The organism is Pseudomonas sp. LBUM1659, assembly GCF_059716045.1.
In genome coordinates, this window is record NZ_CP166797.1 from 4,493,690 (window position 1) to 4,520,426 (window position 26,737).

Below are 26,737 nucleotides of genomic sequence, written 5' to 3' on the forward strand. Positions count from 1 at the left end.
TCCGCCACACCATAAGATCAGCGGACCCTCTATCCTTTAGCTGATCACTCAGGCAGGTTTCTTGCAATACCAGTCATTCATGACAGTTCGCGAAAAATGCAAAAAATCAGGCTTACAAAGTGAATATAAAGTTGTATACAATCAGCCCATCGCTGTGACGCCAGCCTGACTCTCATCGCCAAGGCGCCACACAACCTGTCAACACGAATAAGAAGGAAGACTGCAGTGAGCGCTGACTACCCACGCGACCTGATCGGTTACGGCAGTAACCCTCCTCACCCACACTGGCCGGGCAATGCCCGCATCGCCTTGTCTTTCGTACTCAATTACGAAGAAGGCGGCGAGCGCAATATCCTGCACGGTGATAAAGAGTCCGAAGCCTTCCTCTCTGAAATGGTCTCGGCGCAGCCGTTGCAAGGCGAGCGCAACATGAGCATGGAATCCCTTTACGAGTATGGCAGCCGTGCCGGCGTGTGGCGGATTCTGAAACTGTTCAAGGAATTCGATATTCCGTTGACCATCTTCGCCGTCGCCATGGCCGCCCAGCGCCACCCGGATGTGATACGCGCGATGGTCGATGCCGGTCATGAGATTTGCAGCCACGGTTATCGCTGGATCGACTACCAGTACATGGACGCAGCGCAGGAACGCGAGCACATGCTCGAAGCGATCCGCATCCTCACCGAAATCACTGGTGAGCGCCCACTGGGCTGGTACACCGGCCGCACCGGCCCGAACACCCGTCGCCTGGTGATGGAAGAAGGCGGTTTCCTCTACGACTGCGACACCTACGACGACGACCTGCCCTACTGGGAACCGAACAACCCGACCGGCAAGCCGCACCTGGTGATCCCGTACACCCTGGACACCAATGACATGCGCTTCACCCAGGTCCAGGGTTTCAACAAGGGCGACGATTTCTTCGAATACCTCAAGGACGCCTTCGATGTGCTTTACGCTGAAGGCGCCGAAGCACCGAAGATGCTCTCGATCGGCCTGCACTGCCGCCTGATCGGCCGTCCGGCGCGTCTGGCGTCGCTCAAGCGCTTTATCGAATACGCTAAAAGTCATGAACAGGTGTGGTTCAGCCGTCGCGTCGACATCGCGCGTCACTGGCACGAAACCCACCCATTCCAAGGGGCCGCGAAATGAGCACCTTTCAAACCGTCAAACCTTCAAGTTTGAGCCGCGATGCATTCGTCGCAGCCTTTGACGACATCTACGAACATTCGCCATGGGTGGCCGAAAAGGCCTTCGACCTGGGCCAGGACGCGTCGATCGACGAGATCGAAACCCTGCACCAGCGCATGAGCGACATTCTGTTGAGCGCCGATCACGCAAGCCAGCTGGCTTTGATCAACGCTCACCCGGACCTGGCAGGCCGTGCGGCCGTCCAGGGCCAACTGACCGAAGCCAGCACCAATGAACAGGCTGGCGCCGGTATTCACCAATGCACGGCCGAAGAGTTCCAGCGCTTCACCGAGCTGAACGACGCCTACAAAGCCAAGTTCAAGTTTCCCTTCATCATGGCGGTAAAAGGCAGCAACCGGCATCAGATCCTCGCGGCGTTCGAAACGCGCATTCACAACTCGGTCGACACCGAATTCAAATGCGCGCTGGCGGAGATCAACAAGATCGCCCTGTTCCGTTTACTGACCCTATAGCGCGCCTTGCCCCAGCGACATTGAACGCAGACATCGCCCAGGGCACTGCAAGCATCCCAAGCCAACTTATTAAAGGCAGACAAGAAGAATGAAAGCTCACGCCGTACCTTTCGAGAAGTTCGTCAACCTGGCCGACGCCCGTCTGGGCACCAAAATCATCTCGGTCACCGATGACTGGTTCGCTGATGCCAACCGCCTGTTCCAGCCGACCCCGGCTGTGTGGAAAGAAGGCGTGTTCGATGACAACGGCAAGTGGATGGACGGCTGGGAGTCGCGCCGCAAGCGCTTCGAAGGCTACGACAGCGCGGTGATCCGCCTCGGCGTGCCGGGTTCGATCAAAGGCGTTGATATCGACACTTCATTCTTCACCGGCAACTTCCCGCCGTCGGCCTCCCTGGAAGCCTGTTTCCTGGCTGAAGGCGAACCGACTGAAAACACCCAGTGGGTTGAAGTGCTGTCCGCTGTAGAGCTGCAAGGCAACAGCCACCACTTCCACGAAATCAATAACGATCAGGCGTTCAGCCACCTGCGCTTCAACATCTACCCGGATGGCGGCGTGGCCCGTCTGCGTGTGTATGGCGTTCCGCACCGCGACTGGTCGGCCGTCGGCGACAATGAGCAAATCGACCTGGCCGCAGCCCTCAACGGTGGCCGCGCCCTCGCCTGCTCCGACGAACACTTCGGTCGCATGAGCAACATCCTCAACCCGGGCCGTGGCATCAACATGGGCGACGGCTGGGAAACCGCACGTCGTCGCACCCCGGGCAATGACTGGGTAATCGTCGCGCTGGGCCATGCCGGTGAAGTCGAGAAAGTCATCGTCGACACCCTGCACTTCAAGGGCAACTATCCGGACACTTGCTCGATCCAGGGCGCGTTCGTGAAGGGCGGCACCGACAGCCAGATCGAAACCCAATCGCTGTTCTGGCGCGAACTGCTGCCGGCGCAGAAACTGGAAATGCACGCCGAACACACCTTCGCCGAACAGATCAAGGCGCTCGGGCCAATCACCCACATCCGCCTGAACGTGTTCCCGGATGGTGGTGTGAGCCGCCTGCGCGTCCTCGGCAAGGTCGCAAAATAAGCGCTGAAGAAAACCTGTAGGAGCACAGCTTGCTGGCGATGGCGCCAGTGAGGCCCCATCGCCGGCAAGCCGTGCTCCTACAAAAGCAACACATCGACGAATTTGGATAAGAAGACCAGCATGCGCACACTAACGATTGAACCGCTGACCAAAGAAGCCTTCGCCCCTTTCGGTGACGTGATCGAAACCGACGGCAGCGATCACTTCATGATCAACAACGGTTCGACCATGCGCTTCCATAAACTGGCGACGGTGCAAACCGCCACGCCAGAGGACAACGCGATCATCAGCATCTTCCGCGCCGACGCGCAGGACATGCCGCTGACCGTCAGCATGCTGGAGCGTCACCCGCTGGGCAGCCAGGCGTTTATTCCGCTGCTCGGCAACCCTTTTCTGATCGTGGTCGCGCCACTTGGCGATGAACCTGTATCAGGCTTGGTCCGCGCCTTCGTCACCAACGGCAGGCAGGGCATTAATTACCATCGCGGCGTCTGGCACCACCCGGTGCTGACGATCGAAAAGCGGGATGACTTCCTGGTGGTTGATCGCAGTGGCACAGGCAATAACTGCGATGAGCATTTTTTCAAAGAGGATGAGCGTTTGGTCCTCGCCCCCCACCAATAAGAGAAGGTCTGATCACTCGACAACAGAGTGACAGGCGAGAGGTAAAGACTGTGGAAGCACATCTGTTTGAATGGCTGAACCTGAGCGTGCGCTGGGTTCACATGATTACTGGCGTGGCCTGGATCGGCGCGTCGTTCTATTTCGTCTGGCTGGAAAACAACCTCAATCGGGTCAACCCGAAAAGCGGGCTGGCGGGCGATTTGTGGGCGATCCACGGCGGCGGTATCTACCACCTGGAAAAATACAAACTGGCCCCACCGACCATGCCGGACAACCTGCACTGGTTCAAATGGGAAGCCTATTTCACCTGGATGTCGGGCGTCGCGCTGCTGTGCGTGGTGTTCTACTCCAACCCGACGCTCTACCTGCTGGCACCGGGCAGTAGTCTGACGGGTCCTGAAGGTGTTCTGTTGGGTATCGGCTCGCTGTTCGTCGGCTGGTTCGTCTACTCCTTCCTGTGCGACTCGGCCCTGGGCAAACGCCCTGCCCTGCTCGGCTTCATCCTGTTCGTGCTGATCATTGGCGCCGCATACGGCTTCAGCAAAGTGTTCAGCGGTCGGGGTGCTTACCTGCACGTCGGCGCGATCATCGGCACCATCATGGTCGGCAACGTGTTCCGCATCATCATGCCGGCGCAACGCGCACTGGTGGCGGCGATTGCCGAGAACCGCACGCCCGATCCGGCGCTGCCGGCCAAAGGCCTGCTGCGTTCGCGTCACAACAACTACTTCACCTTGCCGGTGCTGTTCATCATGATCAGTAACCACTTCCCGAGTACTTACGGCAGCCAATACAACTGGCTGATCCTGGCCGGGATCGCGGTGCTGGCGGTGTTGGTGCGTCACTACTTCAACACCCGTCATGACAGCCACAAGTTTGCCTGGACGCTGCCAGTGGCAGCGGTGGGCATGATCAGCCTGGCTTACGTCACCGGCCCTGCGCCAATGACCAGCCCGGAAGTGGCCAAGGCGCCTGCGAAGATCGAGTACCAGCCGCTGCCGGAAACCGCAGTGGGCGGTGGCTTGAAACCGGCTGAAGCAGCACCGGCGGCAGCGGCAGCGCCCGCAGCAGCACCAGCTCAGGCGTCCAATGCAGGCCCGGGGTTCGATAAGGTACACAGCGTGATTCAGGAGCGTTGCGCGGTTTGCCACTCGGCCAAACCGACCAGCCCACTGTTCAGCGCGGCCCCTGCCGGTGTGATGTTCGACACCCCCGAGCAGATCCGCCAGAACGCCCCGCGCATCCAGGCTCAGGCCGTTACCAGCCAGATCATGCCTCTGGGCAACATCACGCAGATGACCCAGCAGGAACGTGACCTGATTGGTGCCTGGATTGTTCAGGGCGCTCAGACCAACTGATTCACCGCTAAAAGCATCGCGGGCAAGCCTTGCTCCTACAGATTTAAGTCGTTCACAGATGATGCATCCGACTCAAAACCCGTAGGAGCAAGGCTTGCCCGCGATTGGCCGCGCTGCGACCTACCAGATGCAAATAATCAGAAGAATAAAAAGATCCGAGGTGTTGCATGTCCGAGCTATCCGCAGCGCGCATCCCCGACGCACCCGCCATTCAGCGTTTGCCCCTTTTGCAACTGATCCTGGTCGGTCTGCAACATGTTTTGCTGATGTACGGCGGCGCCATCGCGGTCCCGCTGATCATCGGACAGGCCGCAGGCCTGAGTCGTGAAGAAATCGCCTTTCTGATTAACGCCGACCTGCTGGTCGCCGGCATCGCCACCATCGTCCAGTCGCTGGGCATTGGCCCGCTGGGCATCCGCATGCCAGTGATGATGGGCGCCAGTTTCGCCGCGGTCGGCAGCATGGTCGCCATGGCCGGCATGCCCGGTATCGGTCTGCAAGGGATCTTTGGCGCGACCATCGCCGCCGGGTTCTTCGGCATGCTCATCGCCCCGTTCATGTCCAAAGTCGTTCGCTTCTTCCCGCCTCTGGTGACCGGCACGGTCATCACCTCGATTGGTTTGTCGTTGTTCCCCGTGGCCGTGAACTGGGCCGGCGGTGGTGCCGGCGCCACCGAATTCGGTTCGCCGATTTACCTGACCATTGCTGCGCTGGTGCTGGGCACCATATTGCTAGTGCACCGTTTCATGCGCGGTTTCTGGGTCAATATTTCAGTGCTGATCGGCATGTGCCTGGGCTACGTGCTGTGCGGCCTGATCGGCATGGTCGACCTCAGCGGCATGGCACAAGCGCCGTGGCTGCAATTCGTCACCCCGCTGCATTTCGGCATGCCCAAGTTTGAGCTCGCGCCGATACTTTCAATGTGCCTGGTGGTGGTGATCATATTCGTCGAGTCCACCGGGATGTTCCTCGCCCTGGGCAAAATCACCGGCCAGGACGTCTGCCCACGGATGCTGCGTCGCGGCTTGCTGTGTGATGCCGGTGCCTCGTTTTTCGCCGGGTTCTTCAACACCTTCACCCACTCCTCTTTTGCGCAGAACATCGGCCTGGTGCAAATGACGGGGGTGCGTTGCCGTTCGGTGACCATCGTCGCAGGCGGATTGCTCATTGTGTTGAGCCTGCTGCCGAAAGCGGCGTTTCTGGTGGCCTCGATTCCCCCAGCGGTGCTGGGCGGCGCGGCCATTGCGATGTTCGGCATGGTTGCCGCCACCGGGATCAAGATTCTTCAGGAAGCCGACATCGGTGACCGTCGCAACCAGTTGCTGGTGGCGGTGAGCATCGGCATGGGCCTGATTCCAGTGGTGCGCCCGGAGTTCTTCGCCCACCTGCCACTGTGGATGAGCCCCATCACCCACAGCGGCATCGCCATGGCCACGATCAGCGCCCTGACGCTGAACCTGCTGTTCAACATTCTTGGTGGCGCCGAACGCGCGGCCATCAACGACGGCACCGCTCACACGCACTGACTCAGACGAGCACAAAACCGGTGAGAGCGAGCCTGCTCGCGATGACGGCATGACATTCAACACTTGTGTTGAATGACCCGACGCTTTCGCGAGCAAGCCCGCTCCTACAGGGGGGTTGCCTGCGCCTCAACAATAAAAACAAGAGGAAGCAACAGATGGTCTTCACCCACTCAAGCCCGTCGTTTAACGACGATGGGCCAAGCGCCGCCAACCATGCCCCACACCTGTCGTCGGTGCGCTGTTGCGGGGCACTTGAGACCTGGCCAAGTAGTCAGTATTCTCCGCGGCCGCCTGAATCCGCGTTAAAAAAAAGCCCGGATATAATTTCTGACCAGAAAGCCAACTTATCTCGGCTCTGGACGGTACCAAGGCACTCATTACCCCCTCTCAATCGACTGTTTTTGAGCAGCCGAGCGGGAGTTTTTTTGTTTTTTGAAAGCCTTGGCGCAGCTCTTGCTAAGAGCATAAAGCTGACCGACCGGATGATTTTTTACCGCTACAGATAGAGGCGCCACACCAGAGCGCCGAACTTAAAAAAATAACGTGGAATCACCAACTTTTTGGGAGCAACCGAATGAAACGTACGTGCACTAGCCTGATGCTGGCAGGATCAATGCTGGCCGGGGGGCAGGCCATGGCCGGCGACTTGCTGCAATGGCAGACCAATAGCCTGACTTACCTGTACGGTAAGGATTTCCAGGTCAACCCGCGCATTCAGCAGACGGTGACCTTCGAACACGCCGATGGCTGGAAATACGGCGACAACTTCTTCTTCATCGACAAGATCTTCTACAACGGCAAGGAAGACGCGTTCGCCGGCGACAACACCCACTATGGTGAAATCAGCCCGCGCTTGTCGTTTAACAAGATTTTCGACCAGAAGCTGGAGTTCGGCCCGATCAAAGACGTCCTGCTGGCCATGACCTATGAATTCGGCGAAGACGACACCGAGTCGTACCTGATCGGTCCGGGTTTCGACCTGGCGATCCCTGGCTTCGACTACTTCCAGTTGAACTTCTACAACCGTCACTCCGAAGGCGGCCGCCCGGGTGACAATATCTGGCAGGTCTCTCCGGTCTGGTCCTACACCATCCCGGCGGGCAGCTCGGACGTGGTGATCGACGGCTTCATGGACTGGGTGGTCGACAACGACGTGAACAAAGAAGGCGAATACCACGCCAACCTGCACTTCAACCCACAGGTCAAATACGACCTGGGCAAGGCACTGAAGCTGGGCGCCAAGCAGTTGTACGTCGGTGTCGAGTATGACTACTGGAAAAACAAGTACGGCATCGAAGACAGCCAGGGCTTCAAGACTGATCAGAGCGCGACCAGCCTCCTGGTCAAGGTTCACTTCTGATCTGGCTGTAAGTGGCGTCTGCAAGGACGCCATCGCGGGCACGCCACGCCCCCACAGTAGATCTTTGTCGTACTAGGGATCCCTGTGGGAGCGTGGCGTGCCCGCGATGGCCTCACCACCAATATCAAGCAGTAACCACAGTCTCCGCCAACCCAAGAAACCGGCAAAGCTCCCCACGCTTGGCCAACGCATCCCGTCGCCCCAGATCAATCAACTCGCTGCAATACCCCGCCTCGAACAACAGATAACTCAACACCCCCGCCCCGCTGGTCTTGGTCGCCCCCGGCCCGCGCAGGAACAGGCGCAGTGCCGCCGGCAATTCCTGACGATGCCGCGCCGCAATCTCATCGATCGGCTGACTCGGCGAAATCACCAGCACCTCCACCGGCGCCACGCCCAGCGCACGGGTCGGAGTACCGTCGGGCATCAAGTGACTGAACTGATTCAGACGCTGCAACAACTCGATGTCGCTTTCCAGGCTGTCAATGAACGTACTGTTGAGCATGTGCCCGCCAATCTGTGCCAGCGTCGGCTGTTGCCCGGTATAGGCGCGTTGCAGCGGTTGCTGCGGGTCGACGCCGCGCGGGTTGCCGCTGACGCCCACCACCAGCACCCGAGTGGCGCCCAGGTGCAGGGCCGGGCTGATCGGGGCGGATTGGCGCACCGCACCGTCACCGAAGTATTCCTCGCCGATTTTCACCGGGGCGAACAGCAGCGGAATGGCGGAACTGGCCAGCAAATGGTCGACACTCAATTGGGTTGGGACGCCGATGCGCCGGTGGCGTAACCAAGATTCGATAGTGCCGCCACCCTGATAGAACGTGACAGCCTGCCCGGACTCATAGCCGAACGCCGTCACCGCCACCGCCTGCAACTGCTTCTGGGCAATGGATTCGGCGATGCCCGCCATGTTCAGTTTGTCGTTGAGCAATCCGCGCAGCGGCGAACTGTTGAGCAAGGCCACCGGCACGTGAGCGCCAAGACCCAGCAAACTGTGACTGACAAACCGGCTGGCCTGACTGATGACGCCGGGCCAGTCGCTGCGCAACACACGATGGCTGCGAAAGCCCTGCCAGAATGCGGTCAAACGCTCGATGGCACCGCGAAAATCCATCGCGCCACTGGCGAGGCTGACCGCATTGATCGCCCCGGCCGAGGTGCCGACGATCACCGGAAACGGATTGCTTGCCCCCACCGGCAACAATTCGGCAATCGCCGCCAGCACGCCTACCTGATACGCCGCCCGAGCCCCGCCGCCGGAAAGAATCAACCCTGTAACCGGTTCTGCAGGACTCATCGCAACACTCCATGGCGCTTAAAGGAATCGGTGACTCAACCGCGTTTTTTGTACAGCTTGGGTTCGCCCGGTGGGCGGCTCTTGAAGCGGCGATGGGCCCAGAGGTATTGCTCCGGGCATTCACGCAAGGCGCTTTCCACCCACTGATTGATGCGAATGCAATCGGCTTCTTCGGTTTCGCCGGGGAAACCTTCGAGCGGCGCATGAATCACCAGGCGATAACCGCTGCCATCGGCCAGGCGCTCCTGAGTGAACGGCACCACCAACGCCTTGCCCAGACGCGCAAACTTGCTGGTGGCGGTCACGGTGGCCGCCTGAATGCCGAACAGCGGCACGAAAATGCTTTGTTTGGCGCCGTAGTCCTGATCCGGTGCGTACCAGATCGCTCGGCCGGCGCGCAGCAATTTGAGCATGCCGCGCACATCGTCGCGCTCCACCGCCAGCGAATCGAGGTTGTGCCGCTCACGACCACGGCGCTGGACATAGTCGAACAGCGGATTCTTGTGCTCGCGGTACATGCCGTCGATGGTGTGCTGCTGCCCCAGCAGCGCCGCGCCGATTTCCAGCGTGGTGAAATGCACCGCCATCAGGATCACGCCCTTGCCGTCTTGCTGAGCCTTTTTCAGGTGCTCCAGCCCTTCGACATGGGCCAGTTTGGCCAGACGCTGACGCGACCACCACCAGCTCATGGCCATTTCGAAGAAGGCGATGCCGGTGGAGGCAAAGTTTTCCTTGAGCAGGCGCTTGCGCTCGGCGGCGGACTTTTCAGGGAAACACAGCTCAAGGTTGCGCTTGGCAATGCGCCGTCGGTCGCCGGCCACCCGATACATCCCGGCACCGAGCAGGCGACCAATAAACAGCAACGCCGGATACGGCAACTGAACAATCAGCCACAACAGCCCCAAGCCACACCACAGCGGCCAGAAACGCGGCATAAGAAATGTTTTTCGAAAACGCGGGCGATCCATTAAAGGTTCCGGAAAGACAATGGCCGCGCATTCTACATCGTTCGACCCGGCTTGCGGCTTGCGGGCGTTCTCGTTATAAGTCTCGGCACTTTTAGTGACAAGCCGTTGTATGCCGACCATGAGCCAAACCGAACCGCAAGACCAGGATCCCGTGTTCCAGTTGAAGGGCAGCATGCTCGCCATTACGGTGCTGGAACTGGCCCGCAACGACCTCGAGAACCTTGATCGGCAACTGGCCGCCAAGGTCGCTCAGGCGCCTAACTTTTTCAGCAACGCGCCGCTGGTGCTGGCCCTGGACAAGCTCCCGGCCAGCGAAGGCGCGGTGGATTTGCCCGGCCTGATGCGCGTCTGCCGCCAGCATGGCTTGCGCACCCTGGCCATCCGCGCCAGCCGCATCGAAGACATCGCGGCCGCCATTGCGGTCGATCTGCCCGTGCTGCCGCCGTCCGGCGCCCGTGAACGTGCGCTTGACCCGCTCGAAGGTCAGGTGAAGAAAAAACCGGAAAAACCGCCGGAACCGACCATCAAACCGACGAAAATCATCACGTCGCCCGTGCGCGGTGGTCAGCAGATTTACGCCCAGGGTTGCGATTTGGTGGTGATTTCGTCGGTCAGCCCGGGGGCGGAACTTCTCGCCGATGGCAATATCCATGTATACGGCCCTATGCGCGGTCGTGTATTGGCCGGCGTCAAAGGCGACACGAAAGCCAGGATTTTTTGTCAGCAAATGAGCGCTGAACTGGTGTCCATCGCTGGCCACTACAAGGTCTCCGAAGATCTGCGCCGCGATCCTTTGTGGGGTGCGGGCGTACAAGTCAGCCTGTCCGGCGACGTGTTGAACATCATTCGGCTTTAACGGATACTGCCGCATTTTCCAAACATCTCTAAAACGTAGCGAAAACGGCTCAAACGAAGTAGGAAAACGGCCACAAGCAGTGTTTACCGGAGGTAAGCCCCGCCCAAAGCCGGATTTCAGCCAAGGCTGTCCGACTGCAGTAGTTTTCAGAAGATGTTTTTCAGGGGCTAAAAGTCCTTTTTCCTTAGGGGTGAAACACCTTGGCCAAGATTCTCGTGGTTACATCCGGCAAGGGTGGTGTGGGTAAGACCACCACCAGCGCCGCTATCGGTACCGGCCTCGCTCTGCGTGGTCACAAAACAGTAATCGTCGACTTCGACGTCGGCCTGCGTAACCTTGACCTGATCATGGGTTGCGAGCGTCGTGTGGTGTATGACTTCGTCAACGTGGTCAACGGCGAAGCCAACCTGCAACAAGCCCTGATCAAAGACAAGCGCCTGGAAAACCTCTACGTCCTGGCCGCCAGTCAAACCCGCGACAAAGACGCGCTGACCCAGGAAGGCGTGGAAAAAGTCCTGATGGAGCTCAAGGAACAATTTGAGTTCGTGGTCTGCGACTCCCCGGCGGGTATCGAAAAAGGCGCCCACCTGGCCATGTACTTCGCTGATGAAGCGATTATCGTGACCAACCCGGAAGTGTCCTCGGTTCGTGACTCGGACCGTATGTTGGGCCTGCTGGCCAGCAAGTCGCGCCGCGCTGAAAAAGGCGAAGAGCCAATCAAGGAACACTTGCTGCTGACCCGCTACAACCCGCAACGCGTCAGCGATGGCGAAATGCTCGGCGTCGAAGACGTCAAAGAAATTCTGGCTGTCGCCCTGCTGGGTGTGATTCCGGAATCGCAAGCGGTGCTCAAGGCCTCCAACTCCGGTGTGCCGGTGATTCTCGACGACCAAAGCGACGCCGGTCAGGCGTACAGCGATGCCGTCGATCGTCTGCTGGGCAAAACCGTGGAACATCGTTTCCTCGATGTCACGAAGAAGGGATTCTTCGAGCGCCTGTTTGGAGGTAGGTAATGAACATTTTTGACTTCTTTCGTGCCAACAAGAAGCCAAGTACTGCCTCGGTAGCGAAAGAGCGTCTACAGATCATCGTGGCGCATGAACGCGGCCAACGCAGTACGCCGGACTACTTGCCAGCCTTGCAGAAGGAATTGGTGGAAGTGATCCGCAAGTACGTCAATATCGGGTCCGATGACGTGCACGTCGCACTGGAAAACCAGGGCAGCTGCTCGATTCTGGAACTCAATATCACCCTGCCAGATCGTTAATCGATCCAGCGGGAGCCACGGCGGCCCGGAACCTGCCTTTGTAGGAGCCGAGCTTGCTCGCGATGACGGTTTTACATTCAACGACGATGTTGAATGACCAACCGCTATCGCGAGCAAGCTCGGCTCCTACAGGGTGCGAGGTTCTGAGCCGCCGTTAGCGTTTGTTACGAGGCTGTTTCAATGCCGTTGTCCAACGTCCACATCATCCATCAGGACGCCGCCGTACTGGTGGTGAACAAACCGACCCTGTTGCTCTCCGTCCCTGGCCGGGCTGACGACAACAAGGATTGCCTGATTACCCGCCTGCAAGAAAACGGCTACCCGGAAGCGCGAATCGTCCATCGCCTGGACTGGGAAACCTCCGGCATCATTCTTCTGGCCCGCGATCCGGACACTCATCGCGAGCTGTCTCGGCAATTTCACGACCGCGAAACCGAAAAAGCCTACACAGCGCTGTGCTGGGGTCAGCCGGAACTGGACAGCGGCAGTATCGACCTGCCACTGCGCTATGATCCGCCGACCAAGCCACGCCATGTGGTCGACCATGAATTCGGCAAGCACGCCCTGACCTTCTGGCGTGTGCTGGAACGCTGTGGCGACTGGTGCCGCGTCGAGCTGACGCCGATCACCGGCCGCTCGCACCAACTGCGCGTGCACATGCTCTCCATCGGCCACCCGCTACTGGGTGACGGGCTCTATGCCCACGAGCAAGCCCTGGCCGCATGGCCGCGTCTGTGCCTGCACGCCAGCATGCTCAGCTTCACCCACCCTCAAACCGGCGAACGCTTGCGCTTCGAGTGCTCGGCACCGTTCTGACAGCCAATGCTTAATCTGTAGGAGTGAGCCTGCTCGCGATAGCGGTCTACCCGTCGACATCCATGTTGCCTGATACACCGCTATCGCGAGCAGGCTTCTCCCTGCAAGTGATTGTCCACACCCGCAGCCCACCGCCCATTCTCTGACCAATACGTTAAACTGGCGCCACTGCTGTCTGGAGCTTCTTATGCGCGAAGAGTTGAACCAAGGCCTGATCGACTTCCTCAAGGCCTCCCCTACCCCATTCCATGCCACTGCCAGCCTTGTTCAACGCCTGGAAGCGGCGGGCTTCATGCGCCTTGACGAGCGCGAGCCCTGGACCACCGAAGCCAACGGTCGTTACTACGTCACCCGTAATGACTCCTCCATCGTCGCGATCAAGATGGGGCGTCATTCACCGCTGCATGGCGGTATTCGCCTCGTAGGCGCGCACACCGACAGCCCTTGCCTGCGGGTCAAACCTCAGCCTGAGCTTCAGCGTCAGGGTTTCTGGCAATTGGGCGTCGAAGTCTATGGCGGAGCGTTGCTGGCGCCGTGGTTCGACCGTGACCTGTCCCTCGCCGGCCGCGTGACTTTCCGCCGCGATGGCAAGGTCGAAAGCCAGTTGATCGACTTCAAGGCGCCGATCGCGACCATTCCGAACCTGGCGATTCACCTTAACCGTGAAGCCAACATGGGCTGGGCAATCAATGCGCAGACCGAATTGCCGCCGATTCTCGCGCAATTCGCCGGTGACGAGCGCGTGGACTTCCGCGCCGTGCTCACCAACCAGCTGGCACTGGAACATGGCTTGAACGCCGACGTCGTGCTTGATTACGAGTTGAGTTTCTACGACACCCAAAGCGCTGCGGTCATCGGCCTGCATGGTGACTTCATCTCCGGTGCGCGCCTGGATAACCTGCTGTCGTGCTACGCCGGTCTGCAAGCACTGCTGACTACCGAAACTGACGAAACCTGTGTGCTGGTCTGCAACGATCACGAAGAAGTCGGTTCCTGTTCGGCGTGCGGCGCTGATGGCCCGATGCTGGAGCAGACGTTGCGTCGCCTGCTGCCTGAAGGTGACGAATTCGTGCGTACCATTCAGAAGTCCCTGCTGGTTTCGGCCGACAACGCCCACGGCGTACACCCCAACTATGCCGACAAGCACGACGCCAACCACGGCCCGAAACTCAACGCCGGCCCGGTGATCAAGGTCAACAGCAACCAGCGCTACGCCACCAACAGCGAAACCGCCGGCTTCTTCCGTCATCTGTGCATGGCCGAGGAAGTACCGGTGCAAAGCTTTGTGGTACGCAGCGACATGGGCTGTGGCTCGACCATCGGCCCGATAACAGCCAGCCACCTGGGCGTGCGCACCGTGGACATCGGCCTGCCGACGTTCGCCATGCACTCGATCCGTGAACTGTGCGGCAGCCATGACCTGGCGCACCTGGTCAAAGTGCTGAGTGCGTTCTACGCCTGCCAGGAATTGCCTTAATCCAGATGTTGTGAGGGACTTATGTGGCGAGGGAGCTTGCTCCCGCGGGCCGGTCCGCGCTCGGGCGAAGCGGCCCCAAAAAGGGGAGTGCTACGCACTCCCGCGGGAGCAAGCTCTCTCGCCACAATGTCACGCAGCACACATGATCTGCATCAACAACCATCACCCAAAAGCCACCTAGACTTAAATTAACCTGCTGACAAGGCCGTCTCCATGATCTCGATGTCTTCGTTTCACGCCATGCTGATCCCGATCCTCGTCGGGATGATCATGCTGGCAATCGGCTTCAACTTTCGCGACAAAAACGCCGGTGTATTTGCCATGTGGATTGGCATGCTGACCATTTTCGGCACGGTGATTTTCAAGATCCTCGCCAAACTCAACGAATAAATCCTCCCCCTGACTCGCATTGATTTAGACGGGCTCGTACACTCGGTCGATCCGCTCATCCCGAGGTTGACCGCCTAGTGCTCGCCCGTCTTTTCGCCCTGCCGTGTTTCTTCCTTGTCTGCCTCATGACGTTGCTGTCGATGGCGCCTGCCCAGGCGGCGGGTTTGCCGAGCCTGCTCGGCAGTTCGACGAAAGCCCAGCCCGAGGCGCAAGAACCGTTGGGCCAATCGCTGGATGAAGTCATCAAGTCGCTGGAAAACGATCAGCAGCGCAGCAAACTGCTGGCCGACCTGAAGAAACTGCGCGACGCCACCAAAAAGGCGCAACCCGCCGCCGAAGAAGGCGTGCTGGGACTGATCGGCGGTACGCTGGCCACGTTCGAAAAGCAATTCTCCGGCGCTGATAGCCCGCTTACCCGCTGGTCTGACGAACTCGCGCTGGCCAGGGACGAACTGACAGCATTAATGATGCCGGCCAGTGAGTGGCTGCCGATCATCTTCGCATTCGCCATGATCCTGATGGTCTGGAGCCTGCTTGCCGCGGCCCTGATCTGGGTCAGTCACCGGGTACGCACGCGCTTCGGCCTGACCGAAGAACTGCCGCAACACCCCAAGGCGCTGGACATGTTGCGCTTCGCCCTGCGCAAGCTCGGGCCATGGATGATCGCCCTGGTGATCACCGTCTACATGAGCTACGCCCTGCCCTCGTCACTGGGCAAAAGCCTGGCCATGGTGCTGGCTTACGCGTTGGTGGTCGGCACCTGTTTTTCGGCGATCTGCGTGATCGCGTTCTCCCTGCTCGATGGCCCGCACCGCCACCGCGCCTTGTATATCCTGCGGCACCAGGCCTTTCGGCCGTTGTGGTTGATCGGCAGTTTCGCCGCGTTTGGTGAGGCGCTGAACGATCCACGACTGGTCGCCGGTCTTGGCAGTCACCTGGCGCACACGGCGGCGACGGCTGCCAACGTGCTGGCCGCGATTTCTACCGGGCTGTTTATCTTGCGGTTCCGCCGACCGATCGCGCACTTGATCCGCAATCAGCCGCTGTCCCGGCGCCTGACCCGACGCGCCCTGAGCGATACCATCGAAATTCTTGGCACCTTCTGGTACGTCCCGGCACTGGTGCTGGTAGCCGTCTCGCTGTTCGCCACGTTCGTCTCGGCGGGTGACACCAGCACCGCATTGCGGCAGTCGCTGATCTGCACCGTGTTGCTGGTGTTGAGCATGGTCATCAATGGGCTGGTACGGCGCCACGCCCTGAAACCGCAACGCGGTGTGAAGCGCCACGCCCTGTATTCGGAACGCCTGAAGAACTTTTTCTACACCCTCGTCCACCTGCTGGTGTGGTTGGCGTTCATTGAACTTGGCCTGCGGGTCTGGGGCATGTCGCTGATCACGTTCACCGAAGGTGAAGGCCATGAGGTCAGCGTCAAACTGTTCAGCCTCGCTGGCACGCTGATTTTCGCCTGGCTGATCTGGATCCTCAGCGACACCGCCGTGCACCTCGCGCTCACCCGCTCACGCAAAGGCCTGGCCAATACCCGCGCGCAGACGATGATGCCGTTGATCCGCAACGTGTTGTTCGTTGCGATTTTCATTGTCGCGCTGATCGTCGCGCTGGCGAACATGGGCATGAACGTTACGCCATTGCTGGCCGGTGCCGGCGTGATCGGTCTGGCCATCGGTTTTGGTGCACAGTCGCTGGTGGCCGACTTGATCACCGGTCTGTTCATCATCATCGAAGACTCCCTGGCCATCGATGATTACGTGGACGTCGGCGGCCACCTGGGCACCGTCGAAGGGCTGACCATCCGCACCGTGCGCCTGCGGGACATCGACGGCATCGTCCACACCATTCCGTTCAGCGAAATCAAAAGCATCAAGAACTACTCACGGGAATTCGGCTACGCGATTTTCCGGGTGGCAGTGCCGTCCGACATGGACATTGATAGCGCGATCAAACTGATGCGCGAAGTCGGTCAGAAAATGCGTACCGACCCGCTGCAACGTCGCAATATCTGGTCACCGCTGGAGATCCAGGGTGTCGAGAGTTTCGAGTCCGGCAACGCGATCCTTCGCGCCCGGTTCAAAACTGCGCCGATCAAGCAGTGGGAGGTTTCACGCGCGTTCAATCTGTCGCTCAAGCGGCATTTGGATGAGGCGGGGCTCGACCTTGCGATGCCACGCATGAGTGTTCAGGTTGCTACGGCTACCGGTGGACCGCAGAAGGAATAGCCTGCTCGCGATAGGGTCGACGCGGTTTCTGCGCTAAACCACATCCACCCCGACATGAATTGCATCATGGCGCCAGAACTCCAGGTCACAGTCGATCAGCCGCTCATGCTGATCGTAGTTGACCCGGGCAATGCGCAAACCCGGGCTGCCCACCGAGACGCGTAACGCGGCGGCCGCATCCACCGAAAGCGACGTCGGCACTATTTCGAAACGCACCCGCCCGTAGTGCAAATCGTAATGCCGTGCGTATAACTCGGTGATCGACTGATTCAAATCGAACTCGAGAATCCCCGGAAAATACTGCGGATTCAAATAGTGCTCCACGTACAGCACCAGCCGCTCATCAATGCGCCGTGCGCGGCAAATCTGGATCACGCTCGACAGCGCCGGCAACTGCAACCACGCGCACACCGCGGCTGAGGCGGGTTGCAACCGCGCCGAAATCACTTCGGTGGACGGCACACGCCCCTGCGCGCTGACCATCGCGTGAAAGTGACTGCGCTGCATCAGGTTATAGGCCAGGCGCGGTGGCGAAACGAACCAGCCACGGCGCTCTTCGCGATAAATCTGCCCCTGCGCTTCCAGCTGCAACAACGCCTCGCGCACGGTAATCCGTGTAGTCCCGAACAACTCACTGAGCTTGCGCTCGGCCGGTAGTTTGCTGCCGGACGCCAACAAACCGTGGTCGAGCTGCTCCTGCAAGACCTGACCAATGGCCGTCACCGCTTTCGTTGCCTCATCACGCATCAACGTTACCTATCTGGACTAGACCAGCGCTGTTTCGGAGCAGAACCGCGCGGTAAAACCGATTCATCGACATCCTGCAAGCGTAGGCAATGCAGATGACTGATCGATGACAAAGCAACCCAACGGTCATTCCCATGGTCGCCGCAAACCTTGCAATACATCGGCCGAGCCCCTTGCACACAGGGTCTTTACCCATGGTCTACGCTTACCGAGCACCTGCCAATACCGGGCAAATAACTGTGCTGCCGGGCGATCACCGACATGAAAGTGTCATCGACGCCGCCTAAATTGGCTCAGGTATTGCTGACCTAGACCAACACAACCGCAATCGCAGCGTTGAAAACGCCCAAAGGAGCTTCGGATGAAAAAGCTTTTCCTGGCATCACTTTTAGGCTCGACCATTGCCATGTGCACCGCCGCCATGGCGGCTGACAATTTGAAAACCCTCGAAGCCGCTGCGAAAGCGGAAGGCGCAGTCAACAGCGTCGGCATGCCCGATGACTGGGCCAACTGGAAAGGCACTTGGGAAGACCTGGCCAAAACCTATGGCCTCAAGCACATCGACACCGACATGAGCTCGGCCCAGGAAATCGCCAAGTTCGCCGCTGAAAAAGACAACGCCAGCGCTGACATCGGCGACGTGGGTGCAGCCTTTGGCCCGATCGCGGTCAAGCAAGGCGTGGTGCAACCTTACAAGCCTACGACCTGGGATCAGGTTCCGGCCTGGGCCAAGGACAAGGACGGCAACTGGGCGCTGGCCTACACCGGCTCCATCGCGTTTATCATCAACAAAAAACTGCTGCACGGTTCCGAAGCACCCACCAAATGGGCTGACCTCAAGGGCGGCAAATATAAGGTCTCCATCGGCGACGTGAGCACCGCGGCCCAGGCGGCCAACGGCGTACTGGCAGCGGCTTTGGCCAATGGCGGTAACGAGGCAAACCTTGATCCAGCCCTGAAACTGTTCGCAGAAATCGCCAAACAGGGTCGCCTGTCGATGGCCAACCCGACGATTGCCACCATGGAAAAGGGTGAAATCGAAGTCGGCGTGGTCTGGGACTTCAACGGTCTGAGCTACAAGGCCAAGATGGCCAATCCGGATGACTACGTCGTGCTGATTCCTTCCGATGGTTCGGTGATTTCCGGTTACACCACCATCATCAACAAATACGCGAAAAACCCGAACGCCGCCAAGCTGACCCGCGAATACATCTTCAGCGACGCCGGCCAGATCAACTTGGCAAAAGGCAACGCGCGTCCGATCCGTGCCGAACACCTGACCCTGCCTGCCGACATCAAGGCCAAGCTGCTGCCTAACGAGCAGTACAAAAATGTCACGCCGATCAAAGACGCCGATGCATGGGAAAAGACCTCCAAAGCCCTTCCTCAGAAGTGGCAGGAAGAAGTCATCATCAATATGCAGTAATGATGCACCCCTTGTAGGAGCAAGGCTTGCCCGCGATGGCTTCACCTCGGTCACCTGACAGACCGAGTTGACCGCATCGCGAGCAAGCTTTGCTCCCACAGGTGTTTTGAATTTCTGTTCTTGCGGAGTTTCAGCCCATGAAGCACAACGTCATCCTTGTCGTGCTCGACGGTCTCAACCACGAAGTTGCGCGCCACACCATGGGGCACCTGCAGGCCTACGTCGGTGCAGGGCGCGCCGCGCTCTACAAACTGGAGTGCGAACTGCCGTCCCTGTCCCGTCCACTCTACGAATGCATTCTCACCGGCGTTCCGCCCATCGAGAGCGGCATCGTTCACAACAACGTCTCGCGCCTGTCCAACCAGCGCAGCATTTATCACTACGCCACGGACGCCGGCCTGAAAACCGCCGCAGCGGCGTATCACTGGGTCAGCGAGCTGTATAACCGTTCGCCGTTTGTTGCTGCACGGGATCGTCACACCGACGACGAAGCCCTGCCGATCCAGCACGGTCACTTCTACTGGAACGACCACTACCCGGATTCGCACCTGTTCGCCGACGCCGAAAGCCTGCGCCTGCGTCATGCGCCGAATTTTCTATTGATCCACCCGATGAACATCGACGACGCCGGGCACAAGCACGGCCTCGACACCCCGCAATACCGAAACAGCGCCCGCACGGTCGACATCATCCTGGCTGACTATCTGCGCACCTGGCTCGACGCCGGCTATCAGGTGCTGGTGACCGCCGACCACGGCATGAACAACGACCGCTCCCACAACGGCCTGTTGCCGGAAGAACGCGAAGTGCCGCTGTTTGTCCTCGGTGACGCGTTCAGTCTCAACCCCGACGCCACGCCGAAACAGACCGACATCTGCGGCACGGTCTGCGAACTGCTGGGCGTGGCCCACGACAAACCTGTGTGCGGGGAGCTGCTCAAGTGAATGCCAATACCCGTGGCAAGTGGTTGGCAGCCTTGTGCCTTGTGCCCTTCACCCTGTTTTTTATCGTGTTCGAAATCGCCCCGCTGGTCTGGGTGATGATTAACAGTCTGCAATCGGAAGAGTTCGGCTGGGGGCTGACCAACTTCACCAAGATCTTCAATTCAAAGTTCTACTTGCAAGCGATCCAGTACAGCCTCGAGATCAGTTTCTGGTCCAGCGTATTCGGGATCATTATCGCAGTGCTTGGTGCTTACTCCCTGCGCCGGGTCGACTCGAAACTGCGCAACTTCGTCAACGCGTTCGCCAACATGACCAGCAACTTCGCCGGCGTGCCCCTGGCCTTCGCGTTCATCATTCTGCTGGGCTTCAACGGCAGCTTCACCATCATGCTCAAGCAGGCCGGGATCATTCAGGATTTCAACCTGTACTCGAAAACCGGGCTGATCATTCTCTACACCTACTTCCAGATCCCGCTCGGCGTGTTGCTGCTCTACCCAGCCTTCGACGCCTTGCGCGAAGACTGGCGCGAGTCCGCCGAATTGCTCGGCGCCAACGGCTGGCAGTTCTGGCGGCACATCGGTTTGCCGGTGCTGACGCCGGCGTTGCTCGGTACGTTTGTGATCCTGCTGGCCAACGCTCTTGGCGCTTACGCGACGGTTTACGCGTTGACCACCGGGAACTTCAACGTGATGACCATCCGCATCGCGGCGATGGTGTCCGGCGATATTTCCCTGGACCCGAACCTCGCCAGTGCCCTGGCGGTGGTGCTGGTGGCATTGATGACCCTGGTGACCCTCGTGCATCAGCTGCTGTTGAAGAGGAGCTACCATGTCTCGCGCTGAACTGGGCCCTGTCGGTGTCTATCACCGCGTCGTGGTGTACCTGCTGTTTGCCATTCTGTTGTTGCCGCTGTTCGGGACGCTGATCTACTCGATCTCCAGCAGTTGGTCGGCGACCATCCTGCCCAGCGGTTTTACCTTCAAGTGGTACATCCAGCTGTGGAGCGACCCGCGCTTCCTCGATGCGTTCGGCCAGTCACTGCTGGTCTGCGTCGGCTCGTTGATCTTGTCGGTGGTGCTGATTCTGCCGTTGCTGTTTGTGGTGCATTACCACTTCCCGAAACTCGACGCCCTGATGAACATTCTGATCCTGCTGCCCTTCGCGGTGCCGCCAGTGGTGTCGTCAGTGGGGCTGTTGCAGCTCTACGGTTCCGGACCGTTCGCGATGGTGGGTACACCGTGGATTCTGATTGGCTGCTACTTCACGATTGCGTTGCCGTTCATGTACCGGGCGATCACCAACAACCTGCAAGCGATCAACCTGCGCGACCTGATGGACGCCGCACAACTGCTCGGCGCCAGCACCTGGCAAGCGGCGTTCCTGGTGGTGCTGCCGAACCTGCGCAAGGGCTTGATGGTGGCGTTGCTGCTGTCGTTCTCGTTCCTGTTCGGTGAGTTCGTGTTCGCCAACATCCTCGTCGGCACCCGCTACGAAACCCTGCAGGTCTACCTCAATAACATGCGTAACAGCAGCGGCCACTTCACCAGTGCACTGGTGATTTCCTATTTCTTCTTTGTGCTGGTTATGACCTGGGCGGCCAATATCTTGAACAAGGACAAAAGCGAATGAGCTATGTCAGCGTCCAACACCTGCAGAAAAACTACTCAGGTACGACGGTATTCAGCGACATCAACTGCGAAATCCAGAAAGGTGAGTTCGTCACCCTGCTCGGCCCGTCAGGTTGCGGCAAATCCACGCTGTTGCGTTGCATTGCCGGCCTGACGTCGGTCGACGGCGGCAAGATTCTACTGGAGGGTCAGGACCTTGTTCCATTGAGCCCGCAGAAACGCGGGATCGGCATGGTCTTTCAGAGTTATGCACTGTTCCCGAACATGACCGTGGAACAAAACATCGCCTTTGGCCTGCGGATGCAAAAGGTCAACGCCGACGACAGCCAAAGGCGCGTTGCCGAAGTGCTCAAGCTGGTGGAACTGAACGACTTCGCCGCGCGGTTCCCTCATCAACTGTCGGGGGGGCAGTGCCAGCGTGTGGCCCTCGCCCGCTCGCTGGTGACCCGGCCACGGCTGTTGCTGCTGGATGAACCGCTGTCGGCCCTCGACGCACGAATTCGCAAGCACTTGCGCGAACAGATCCGTCAGATCCAGCGCGAATTGGGCCTGACCACAATCTTCGTCACACACGATCAGGAAGAAGCGCTGACCATGTCTGACCGGATTTTCCTGATGAATCAGGGAAAGATCGTACAAAGCGGCGACGCCGAAACCCTGTACACCGCGCCGGTGGATGTGTTTGCTGCCGGCTTTATCGGCAACTACAACTTGCTGGATGCCGAGAGCGCGTCGAAGCTGCTGCAACGGCCGATCAGCCACCGCATTGCGATTCGCCCGGAAGCCATCGAGCTGAGCCTGAACGGTCAACTGGACGCCCAAGTGCGCAGCCACAGCTTGCTTGGCAACGTGATTCGTTATCGGGTCGAAGCCCGCGGCGTGGAATTGGTGGTAGATGTACTGAACCGCTCGGCGGCCGACCTGCATCCCGATGGTCAGCGTCTGGCGCTATCCATCGATCCGACGGCCCTCTGTGAGGTAGCCTGATGCCCTTGCTGATGTTAAAGAGAGAACTGCACTGATGGCCCTGGCAATTTTTGATCTGGATGAAACCTTGATCCACGGCGACTGCGCCACCCTCTGGAGCGAGCAAATGGGCCGCTTGGGCTGGGTCGACCCTGAGTCGTTCATGCGGCAGAACAATGACCTGATGGACGCTTACAGCCACGGCAAGTTGCGCATGGAAGAGTACATGGAGTTCAGCCTCGAGCCGATGATCGGCAGGACGCCTGAAGAGGTCGATCACCTGGTTGGACCATGGGTTGAAGACTTCATCGAGCCGATCATCTTCAGTGACGCCACCAAAGCCATCGCCGCTCACCGCAAGGCTGGCGACCGGATTCTCGTGATCTCGGCGTCCGGCACGCACCTGGTGCGGCCGATTGCCGAACGCCTGGGCATCGACGAGATTCTCGGTATCGAACTGGAAGTCGCGCATGGGGTGTATAGCGGCCACACCGTTGGCACGCTGACCTACCGCGAAGGCAAGATCACCCGTCTACTGGAATGGTTGGATGCGGAAGAAGAAAACCTCGAAGGCGCGAGCTTTTATTCCGACTCACGTAACGATTTACCGCTACTTCTGAAGGTGGATTTCCCACATGTGGTAAACCCCGACCCGGTCCTGCTTGATCACGCCGAAAAAGCCGGCTGGCCGATCCATCTCTGGAAGTAACAAATCCCCCCTGTAGGGTCATGGCTTGCCCGCGATAAACGATGACGCGGTTTGACAAACACACCGCGTCGCCTGAATCGCGGGCAAGCCACGCTCCTACAGGTTCGTGTCAAACCAGGCTTTCGTCGATCACCAATACCAATTTCCCCGCGACGGTATTGCTCGCCAACTCCGCAAACGCCGCTTCGGCATCCTTGATCGGGAAAGTCTTGGCCAATTGCGGGCTCAAGCGTCCTTCGGCAAACAACGGCCAGACATACTGGCTCAGATCACTGAACAAATCCGCCTTGAACTGCTCGTCGCGGCTGCGCAAGGTCGAGCCCAGCAGTTGCACGCGCTTGGCCAGCACTTGCGCGAGGTCCAGTTGCGCATCGCGCCCGCCCATCAGGCCGATCAATACCCAGCGGCCATCGAGCGCCAGCATTTTCAGATTCAGCGCAGCGTAGTTGCCACCGACCGGATCGAGGATCACATCGAAAGGCCCCAGGTCACGCAAGCTGTCCAGGTTCCCAGTGCGCACAACACCGCCCTGGGCTCCCAGCGCTTCGCAATAGGCCAACCGCTCGGCGGAACCGACGCTGACCCAGCACGGGTTACCAAACGCCTTGCACAGCTGAATGGCAGCTGAACCAATTCCACTTGCTCCGGCGTGCAGAAGAACTTTCTCACCCGGCTTGAGCGCAGCGAGCTGAAATAAATTCAGCCAGACGGTCGCATACACTTCGGGCAACGCTGCCGCCTCGACCAAGGACAGACCGTCGGGAACCGGTAACACATGCCGTCCGTCGACAACTACCTCTTCGGCCATCCCACCCCCGGCCAGCAAGGCGCAAACTCGATCACCGACCTGCCAGGAAGACCCCGCGCCTACCTCGCTGATCACCCCTGAACACTCAAGACCCAGTACTTGACTGGCTCCCGGCGGGGGTGGATAGAGGCCCGCTTTCTGTAACAAATCGGCACGATTGAGTCCTGCTGCCGCCACTCGGATACGAACTTGTCCTACATCACATGCAGGACTGGGCTCTTCAAGCCACTCCACTTGACCTTCAACGCCTTGCAATGCTTTCACAGTGCCTCCATAGTGAGTCTGGACTGAGCCCGTATCTGTAGCGCCGGGCTTTCTTGCATTATGCGACCGGTTCTCGTGGATCCGGCGACTTCAAAGACGGCCTAATATGCGTGATCAATTGTCCCCGCGTCGAATCAGCATGAAGCATTTTTTCCCTGGCACCGCCCTAGCCCTCTTCATCGGTATCGGCCTGTTGCCGCTATCGACCAATACGTTTGCAGCCAATAGCTGGGACAAGCTTCAGCCTGATCGTGACGAAGTAATCGCCAGTCTGAACGTCGTCGAATTGCTCAAGCGCCATCACTACAGCAAGCCGCCGCTCGATGACGCGCGCTCCGTGATCATCTACGACAGCTATCTCAAGCTGTTGGACCCGTCGCGCAGCTACTTCATGGCCAGCGACATTGCCGAATTCGACAAATGGAAAACCGAGTTTGACGATTTCCTCAAAAGCGGCGACCTGAACGCCGGGTTCACCATCTACAAGCGCTACCTGGACCGCGTCAAGGCGCGTCTGGACTTCGCCCTTGCAGAGTTGAACAAAGGCGTCGACAAGATCGACTTCACCACCAAGGAATCTTTGCTGATCGACCGCAAGGACGCACCTTGGCTCAAATCCACTGCAGAACTCAACGACCTGTGGCGCAAACGCGTCAAGGACGAAGTGCTGCGGCAGAAGATCGCGGGCAAGGACTCCAAGCAAATTCAGGAAACCTTGATCAAGCGCTACAAGAACCAGTTGGCGCGTCTGGACCAGACCCGTGCGGAAGACATCTTCCAGGCGTACATCAATACCTTCGCCATGTCCTACGACCCGCACACCAACTATCTGTCGCCCGATAACGCGGAAAACTTCGACATCAACATGAGCCTGTCCCTGGAGGGCATCGGCGCCGTGTTGCAGAGCGACAACGACCAGGTAAAAGTCGTGCGTCTGGTGCCTGCCGGCCCGGCCGACAAGACCAAAATGGTTGCCCCTGCCGACAAGATCATCGGCGTTGCCCAAGGCAACAAAGAGATGGTCGACGTGGTCGGCTGGCGCCTGGACGAAGTGGTCAAACTGATCCGTGGTCCGAAAGGCACCGTCGTGCGCCTGGAAGTCATTCCGGCCAGCAATGCGCCGAACGACCAGACCTCCAAAATCGTGCCGATTACCCGCGAAGCGGTGAAGCTTGAAGACCAGGCGGTGAAGAAGTCGGTCCTCAACCTGAAACAGGATGGCAAGGACTACAAGCTCGGCGTCATCGAGATTCCGGCCTTCTACCTCGACTTCAAGGCTTTCCGTGCCGGCGATCCGGACTACAAGAGCACCACGCGCGACGTCAAGAAACTGTTGACCGAATTGCAGAAAGACAAGGTCGACGGCGTGGTCATCGACCTGCGCAACAATGGCGGCGGTTCCTTGCAGGAAGCCACCGAGCTGACCAGTCTGTTCATCGACAAGGGACCTACCGTCCTGGTGCGTAACGCCGATGGCCGGGTCGATGTACTGGAAGATGAAAACCCGGGCGCCTTCTACAAAGGCCCGATGGCGTTGCTGGTCAACCGCTTGTCCGCTTCGGCTTCGGAGATTTTTGCCGGCGCGATGCAGGATTACCACCGCGCGTTGATCATCGGCGGCCAGACCTTCGGTAAAGGCACCGTGCAGACCATTCAGCCGCTGAATCATGGCGAACTGAAACTGACTCTGGCCAAGTTCTACCGGGTTTCCGGCCAGAGCACCCAGCATCAGGGTGTACTGCCAGACATCGATTACCCATCGATCATCGACACCAAGGAAATCGGCGAAAGCGCCCTGCCGGAAGCCATGCCATGGGATACCATCAAGCCGGCCATCAAGCCTGCGGTTGATCCGTTCAAGCCGTACATCACGCAGCTCAAGTCCGAGCATGACGCACGCTCGGCCAAAGACGCGGAGTTCGTGTTTATCCGCGACAAGCTGGCCTTGGCACAGAAGTTGATGGATGAAAAAACCGTCAGCCTCAACGAAGTGGAGCGTCGGGCGCAGCACACCGACATCGAAGCCAAACAGCTGGTGATGGAAAACATCCGTCGCAAGGCCAAAGGCGAAGAACCCCTCAAAGAGCTGAAGAAAGAAGACGAGGACGCCATCGCGGCCGAGCCGGACAAGACCAAGCCAGAAGACGACGCGTATCTGAGCGAGGCCGGTCGGATCCTGCTGGACTACCTGAAACTCAACAGCGCCGTCGCCAAGCACTAAGTTGTTACAAGCAAGATGATGGCAATTTAATGCTGATGCTCTCCGGAACGTCATCAAACAGTCATCGTTCTGTCGTGAAATAAGGGACTGGGAGCACCTCTTT

25 protein-coding genes are annotated in these 26,737 nt (G+C 59.0%); 21 read left to right on the forward strand and 4 right to left on the reverse strand.

The annotated features are described in order from the left end of the window. The first annotated feature begins 225 nt into the window (after positions 1-225). From puuE to ACA048_RS20310, 7 genes are all read left to right on the forward strand, one after another. The gene (puuE, locus tag ACA048_RS20280; protein ID WP_452627548.1) at positions 226-1,152 is read left to right on the forward strand and encodes an allantoinase PuuE; all 927 of its coding nucleotides are present in this window, start codon (positions 226-228) and stop codon (positions 1,150-1,152) included. After that, complete coding sequence (gene uraD / locus ACA048_RS20285) at positions 1,149-1,664, forward strand: 2-oxo-4-hydroxy-4-carboxy-5-ureidoimidazoline decarboxylase (RefSeq protein ID WP_497625999.1); 516 nt, start codon at positions 1,149-1,151, stop codon at positions 1,662-1,664. Before puuE ends, uraD begins: the two co-directional genes overlap by 4 nt. A gap of 88 nt (positions 1,665-1,752) precedes the next feature. Continuing rightward, a complete protein-coding gene (alc, locus tag ACA048_RS20290) occupies positions 1,753-2,748 on the forward strand; it encodes an allantoicase (RefSeq protein ID WP_223513943.1) in 996 nt (331 codons plus the stop codon). A 120-nt stretch (positions 2,749-2,868) separates the two neighbouring features. After that, on the forward strand, positions 2,869-3,372 hold the full coding sequence (locus tag ACA048_RS20295; RefSeq protein ID WP_007944440.1) for an ureidoglycolate lyase: 504 nt from the start codon (positions 2,869-2,871) through the stop codon (positions 3,370-3,372). Positions 3,373-3,422: 50 nt separating this feature from the next. Then, the gene (locus ACA048_RS20300; RefSeq protein WP_497626000.1) at positions 3,423-4,730 is read left to right on the forward strand and encodes a urate hydroxylase PuuD; all 1,308 of its coding nucleotides are present in this window, start codon (positions 3,423-3,425) and stop codon (positions 4,728-4,730) included. A 167-nt stretch (positions 4,731-4,897) separates the two neighbouring features. Further along, positions 4,898-6,256, forward strand: coding sequence for a nucleobase:cation symporter-2 family protein (locus tag ACA048_RS20305; protein ID WP_497626001.1), 1,359 nt, complete (start codon positions 4,898-4,900; stop codon positions 6,254-6,256). A gap of 574 nt (positions 6,257-6,830) precedes the next feature. Beyond that, entirely contained in the window at positions 6,831-7,616 is a 786-nt protein-coding gene (locus ACA048_RS20310) for an outer membrane protein OmpK (protein ID WP_497626002.1), read from the forward strand. Between the two features lie 124 nt (positions 7,617-7,740). On the opposite strand, the gene ACA048_RS20315 is transcribed toward ACA048_RS20310, so the two are convergent. Both ACA048_RS20315 and ACA048_RS20320 read right to left on the reverse strand, forming a co-directional pair. Next, positions 7,741-8,913, reverse strand: a complete 1,173-nt coding sequence (locus tag ACA048_RS20315) for a patatin-like phospholipase family protein (RefSeq protein WP_497626003.1) — start codon at positions 8,911-8,913, stop codon at positions 7,741-7,743. A gap of 35 nt (positions 8,914-8,948) precedes the next feature. After that, positions 8,949-9,881: a lipid A biosynthesis lauroyl acyltransferase gene (locus ACA048_RS20320; RefSeq protein ID WP_497626004.1), complete on the reverse strand. Its 933-nt coding sequence runs from the start codon at positions 9,879-9,881 to the stop codon at positions 8,949-8,951. A gap of 118 nt (positions 9,882-9,999) precedes the next feature. Between ACA048_RS20320 and minC the strand changes: the two genes are divergently transcribed. The 7 genes from minC (at position 10,000) to ACA048_RS20355 (ending at position 16,921) form a co-directional block, all read left to right on the forward strand. Then, complete coding sequence (minC, locus tag ACA048_RS20325) at positions 10,000-10,737, forward strand: septum site-determining protein MinC (protein ID WP_123434623.1); 738 nt, start codon at positions 10,000-10,002, stop codon at positions 10,735-10,737. Between the two features lie 200 nt (positions 10,738-10,937). Then, entirely contained in the window at positions 10,938-11,750 is an 813-nt protein-coding gene (gene minD, locus ACA048_RS20330; RefSeq protein WP_497626005.1) for a septum site-determining protein MinD, read from the forward strand. Further along, complete coding sequence (gene minE / locus ACA048_RS20335; RefSeq protein WP_007944431.1) at positions 11,750-12,004, forward strand: cell division topological specificity factor MinE; 255 nt, start codon at positions 11,750-11,752, stop codon at positions 12,002-12,004. The genes minD and minE overlap by 1 nt, the downstream gene beginning before the upstream one ends. A 180-nt stretch (positions 12,005-12,184) precedes the next feature. After that, the gene (locus tag ACA048_RS20340) at positions 12,185-12,820 is read left to right on the forward strand and encodes an RluA family pseudouridine synthase (protein ID WP_497626006.1); all 636 of its coding nucleotides are present in this window, start codon (positions 12,185-12,187) and stop codon (positions 12,818-12,820) included. A 187-nt stretch (positions 12,821-13,007) separates the two neighbouring features. Further along, positions 13,008-14,297: a M18 family aminopeptidase gene (locus ACA048_RS20345; RefSeq protein ID WP_497626007.1), complete on the forward strand. Its 1,290-nt coding sequence runs from the start codon at positions 13,008-13,010 to the stop codon at positions 14,295-14,297. A gap of 222 nt (positions 14,298-14,519) precedes the next feature. Beyond that, positions 14,520-14,687, forward strand: coding sequence for a hypothetical protein (locus ACA048_RS20350; RefSeq protein WP_497629951.1), 168 nt, complete (start codon positions 14,520-14,522; stop codon positions 14,685-14,687). A 77-nt stretch (positions 14,688-14,764) separates the two neighbouring features. Beyond that, positions 14,765-16,921, forward strand: coding sequence for a mechanosensitive ion channel family protein (locus ACA048_RS20355; RefSeq protein ID WP_497626008.1), 2,157 nt, complete (start codon positions 14,765-14,767; stop codon positions 16,919-16,921). Between the two features lie 33 nt (positions 16,922-16,954). On the opposite strand, the gene ACA048_RS20360 is transcribed toward ACA048_RS20355, so the two are convergent. Next, positions 16,955-17,668: a UTRA domain-containing protein gene (locus tag ACA048_RS20360; protein ID WP_497626009.1), complete on the reverse strand. Its 714-nt coding sequence runs from the start codon at positions 17,666-17,668 to the stop codon at positions 16,955-16,957. 361 nt (positions 17,669-18,029) lie between these two features. On the opposite strand from ACA048_RS20360, the gene ACA048_RS20365 reads away from it, so the two are divergent. The 6 genes from ACA048_RS20365 (at position 18,030) to ACA048_RS20390 (ending at position 23,341) form a co-directional block, all read left to right on the forward strand. Then, the gene (locus ACA048_RS20365) at positions 18,030-19,094 is read left to right on the forward strand and encodes an ABC transporter substrate-binding protein (protein WP_497626010.1); all 1,065 of its coding nucleotides are present in this window, start codon (positions 18,030-18,032) and stop codon (positions 19,092-19,094) included. Between the two features lie 137 nt (positions 19,095-19,231). Then, on the forward strand, positions 19,232-20,038 hold the full coding sequence (locus ACA048_RS20370; protein WP_497626011.1) for an alkaline phosphatase family protein: 807 nt from the start codon (positions 19,232-19,234) through the stop codon (positions 20,036-20,038). Beyond that, positions 20,035-20,880, forward strand: coding sequence for an ABC transporter permease (locus ACA048_RS20375; protein ID WP_497626012.1), 846 nt, complete (start codon positions 20,035-20,037; stop codon positions 20,878-20,880). Before ACA048_RS20370 ends, ACA048_RS20375 begins: the two co-directional genes overlap by 4 nt. After that, positions 20,867-21,667 carry an ABC transporter permease gene (locus ACA048_RS20380; RefSeq protein ID WP_497626013.1) on the forward strand — a complete coding sequence of 267 codons (801 nt, stop codon included), beginning with the start codon at positions 20,867-20,869 and terminating at the stop codon, positions 21,665-21,667. Before ACA048_RS20375 ends, ACA048_RS20380 begins: the two co-directional genes overlap by 14 nt. After that, positions 21,664-22,653 carry an ABC transporter ATP-binding protein gene (locus ACA048_RS20385; RefSeq protein ID WP_497626014.1) on the forward strand — a complete coding sequence of 330 codons (990 nt, stop codon included), beginning with the start codon at positions 21,664-21,666 and terminating at the stop codon, positions 22,651-22,653. The genes ACA048_RS20380 and ACA048_RS20385 overlap by 4 nt, the downstream gene beginning before the upstream one ends. Positions 22,654-22,687: 34 nt before the next feature. Further along, entirely contained in the window at positions 22,688-23,341 is a 654-nt protein-coding gene (locus ACA048_RS20390) for an HAD family hydrolase (RefSeq protein WP_497626015.1), read from the forward strand. Between the two features lie 109 nt (positions 23,342-23,450). Here ACA048_RS20390 and ACA048_RS20395 read toward each other — a convergent pair whose 3' ends face one another. Beyond that, entirely contained in the window at positions 23,451-24,413 is a 963-nt protein-coding gene (locus ACA048_RS20395; protein ID WP_497626016.1) for a zinc-binding dehydrogenase, read from the reverse strand. A gap of 139 nt (positions 24,414-24,552) precedes the next feature. On the opposite strand from ACA048_RS20395, the gene ACA048_RS20400 reads away from it, so the two are divergent. Next, positions 24,553-26,634 (forward strand): carboxy terminal-processing peptidase, encoded by a 2,082-nt coding sequence (locus tag ACA048_RS20400; RefSeq protein WP_497629907.1) that lies wholly within the window; start codon positions 24,553-24,555, stop codon positions 26,632-26,634. Positions 26,635-26,737: the final 103 nt, after the last annotated feature.

Excerpts from the sequence above, each read along its gene's own strand:
- uraD (WP_497625999.1), top strand. The coding sequence starts at position 1,149 with ATGAGCACCTTTCAAACCGTCAAACCTTCAAGTTTGAGCCGCGATGCA.
- alc (WP_223513943.1), top strand. The coding sequence starts at position 1,753 with ATGAAAGCTCACGCCGTACCTTTCGAGAAGTTCGTCAACCTGGCCGAC.
- ACA048_RS20295 (WP_007944440.1), top strand. The coding sequence starts at position 2,869 with ATGCGCACACTAACGATTGAACCGCTGACCAAAGAAGCCTTCGCCCCT.
- ACA048_RS20305 (WP_497626001.1), top strand. The coding sequence starts at position 4,898 with ATGTCCGAGCTATCCGCAGCGCGCATCCCCGACGCACCCGCCATTCAG.
- ACA048_RS20310 (WP_497626002.1), top strand. The coding sequence starts at position 6,831 with ATGAAACGTACGTGCACTAGCCTGATGCTGGCAGGATCAATGCTGGCC.
- ACA048_RS20315 (WP_497626003.1), bottom strand. The coding sequence starts at position 8,913 with ATGAGTCCTGCAGAACCGGTTACAGGGTTGATTCTTTCCGGCGGCGGG.
- ACA048_RS20320 (WP_497626004.1), bottom strand. The coding sequence starts at position 9,881 with ATGGATCGCCCGCGTTTTCGAAAAACATTTCTTATGCCGCGTTTCTGG.
- minC (WP_123434623.1), top strand. The coding sequence starts at position 10,000 with ATGAGCCAAACCGAACCGCAAGACCAGGATCCCGTGTTCCAGTTGAAG.
- minE (WP_007944431.1), top strand. The coding sequence starts at position 11,750 with ATGAACATTTTTGACTTCTTTCGTGCCAACAAGAAGCCAAGTACTGCC.
- ACA048_RS20340 (WP_497626006.1), top strand. The coding sequence starts at position 12,185 with ATGCCGTTGTCCAACGTCCACATCATCCATCAGGACGCCGCCGTACTG.
- ACA048_RS20345 (WP_497626007.1), top strand. The coding sequence starts at position 13,008 with ATGCGCGAAGAGTTGAACCAAGGCCTGATCGACTTCCTCAAGGCCTCC.
- ACA048_RS20350 (WP_497629951.1), top strand. The coding sequence starts at position 14,520 with ATGTCTTCGTTTCACGCCATGCTGATCCCGATCCTCGTCGGGATGATC.
- ACA048_RS20360 (WP_497626009.1), bottom strand. The coding sequence starts at position 17,668 with ATGCGTGATGAGGCAACGAAAGCGGTGACGGCCATTGGTCAGGTCTTG.
- ACA048_RS20365 (WP_497626010.1), top strand. The coding sequence starts at position 18,030 with ATGAAAAAGCTTTTCCTGGCATCACTTTTAGGCTCGACCATTGCCATG.
- ACA048_RS20370 (WP_497626011.1), top strand. The coding sequence starts at position 19,232 with ATGAAGCACAACGTCATCCTTGTCGTGCTCGACGGTCTCAACCACGAA.
- ACA048_RS20380 (WP_497626013.1), top strand. The coding sequence starts at position 20,867 with ATGTCTCGCGCTGAACTGGGCCCTGTCGGTGTCTATCACCGCGTCGTG.
- ACA048_RS20385 (WP_497626014.1), top strand. The coding sequence starts at position 21,664 with ATGAGCTATGTCAGCGTCCAACACCTGCAGAAAAACTACTCAGGTACG.
- ACA048_RS20390 (WP_497626015.1), top strand. The coding sequence starts at position 22,688 with ATGGCCCTGGCAATTTTTGATCTGGATGAAACCTTGATCCACGGCGAC.
- ACA048_RS20400 (WP_497629907.1), top strand. The coding sequence starts at position 24,553 with ATGAAGCATTTTTTCCCTGGCACCGCCCTAGCCCTCTTCATCGGTATC.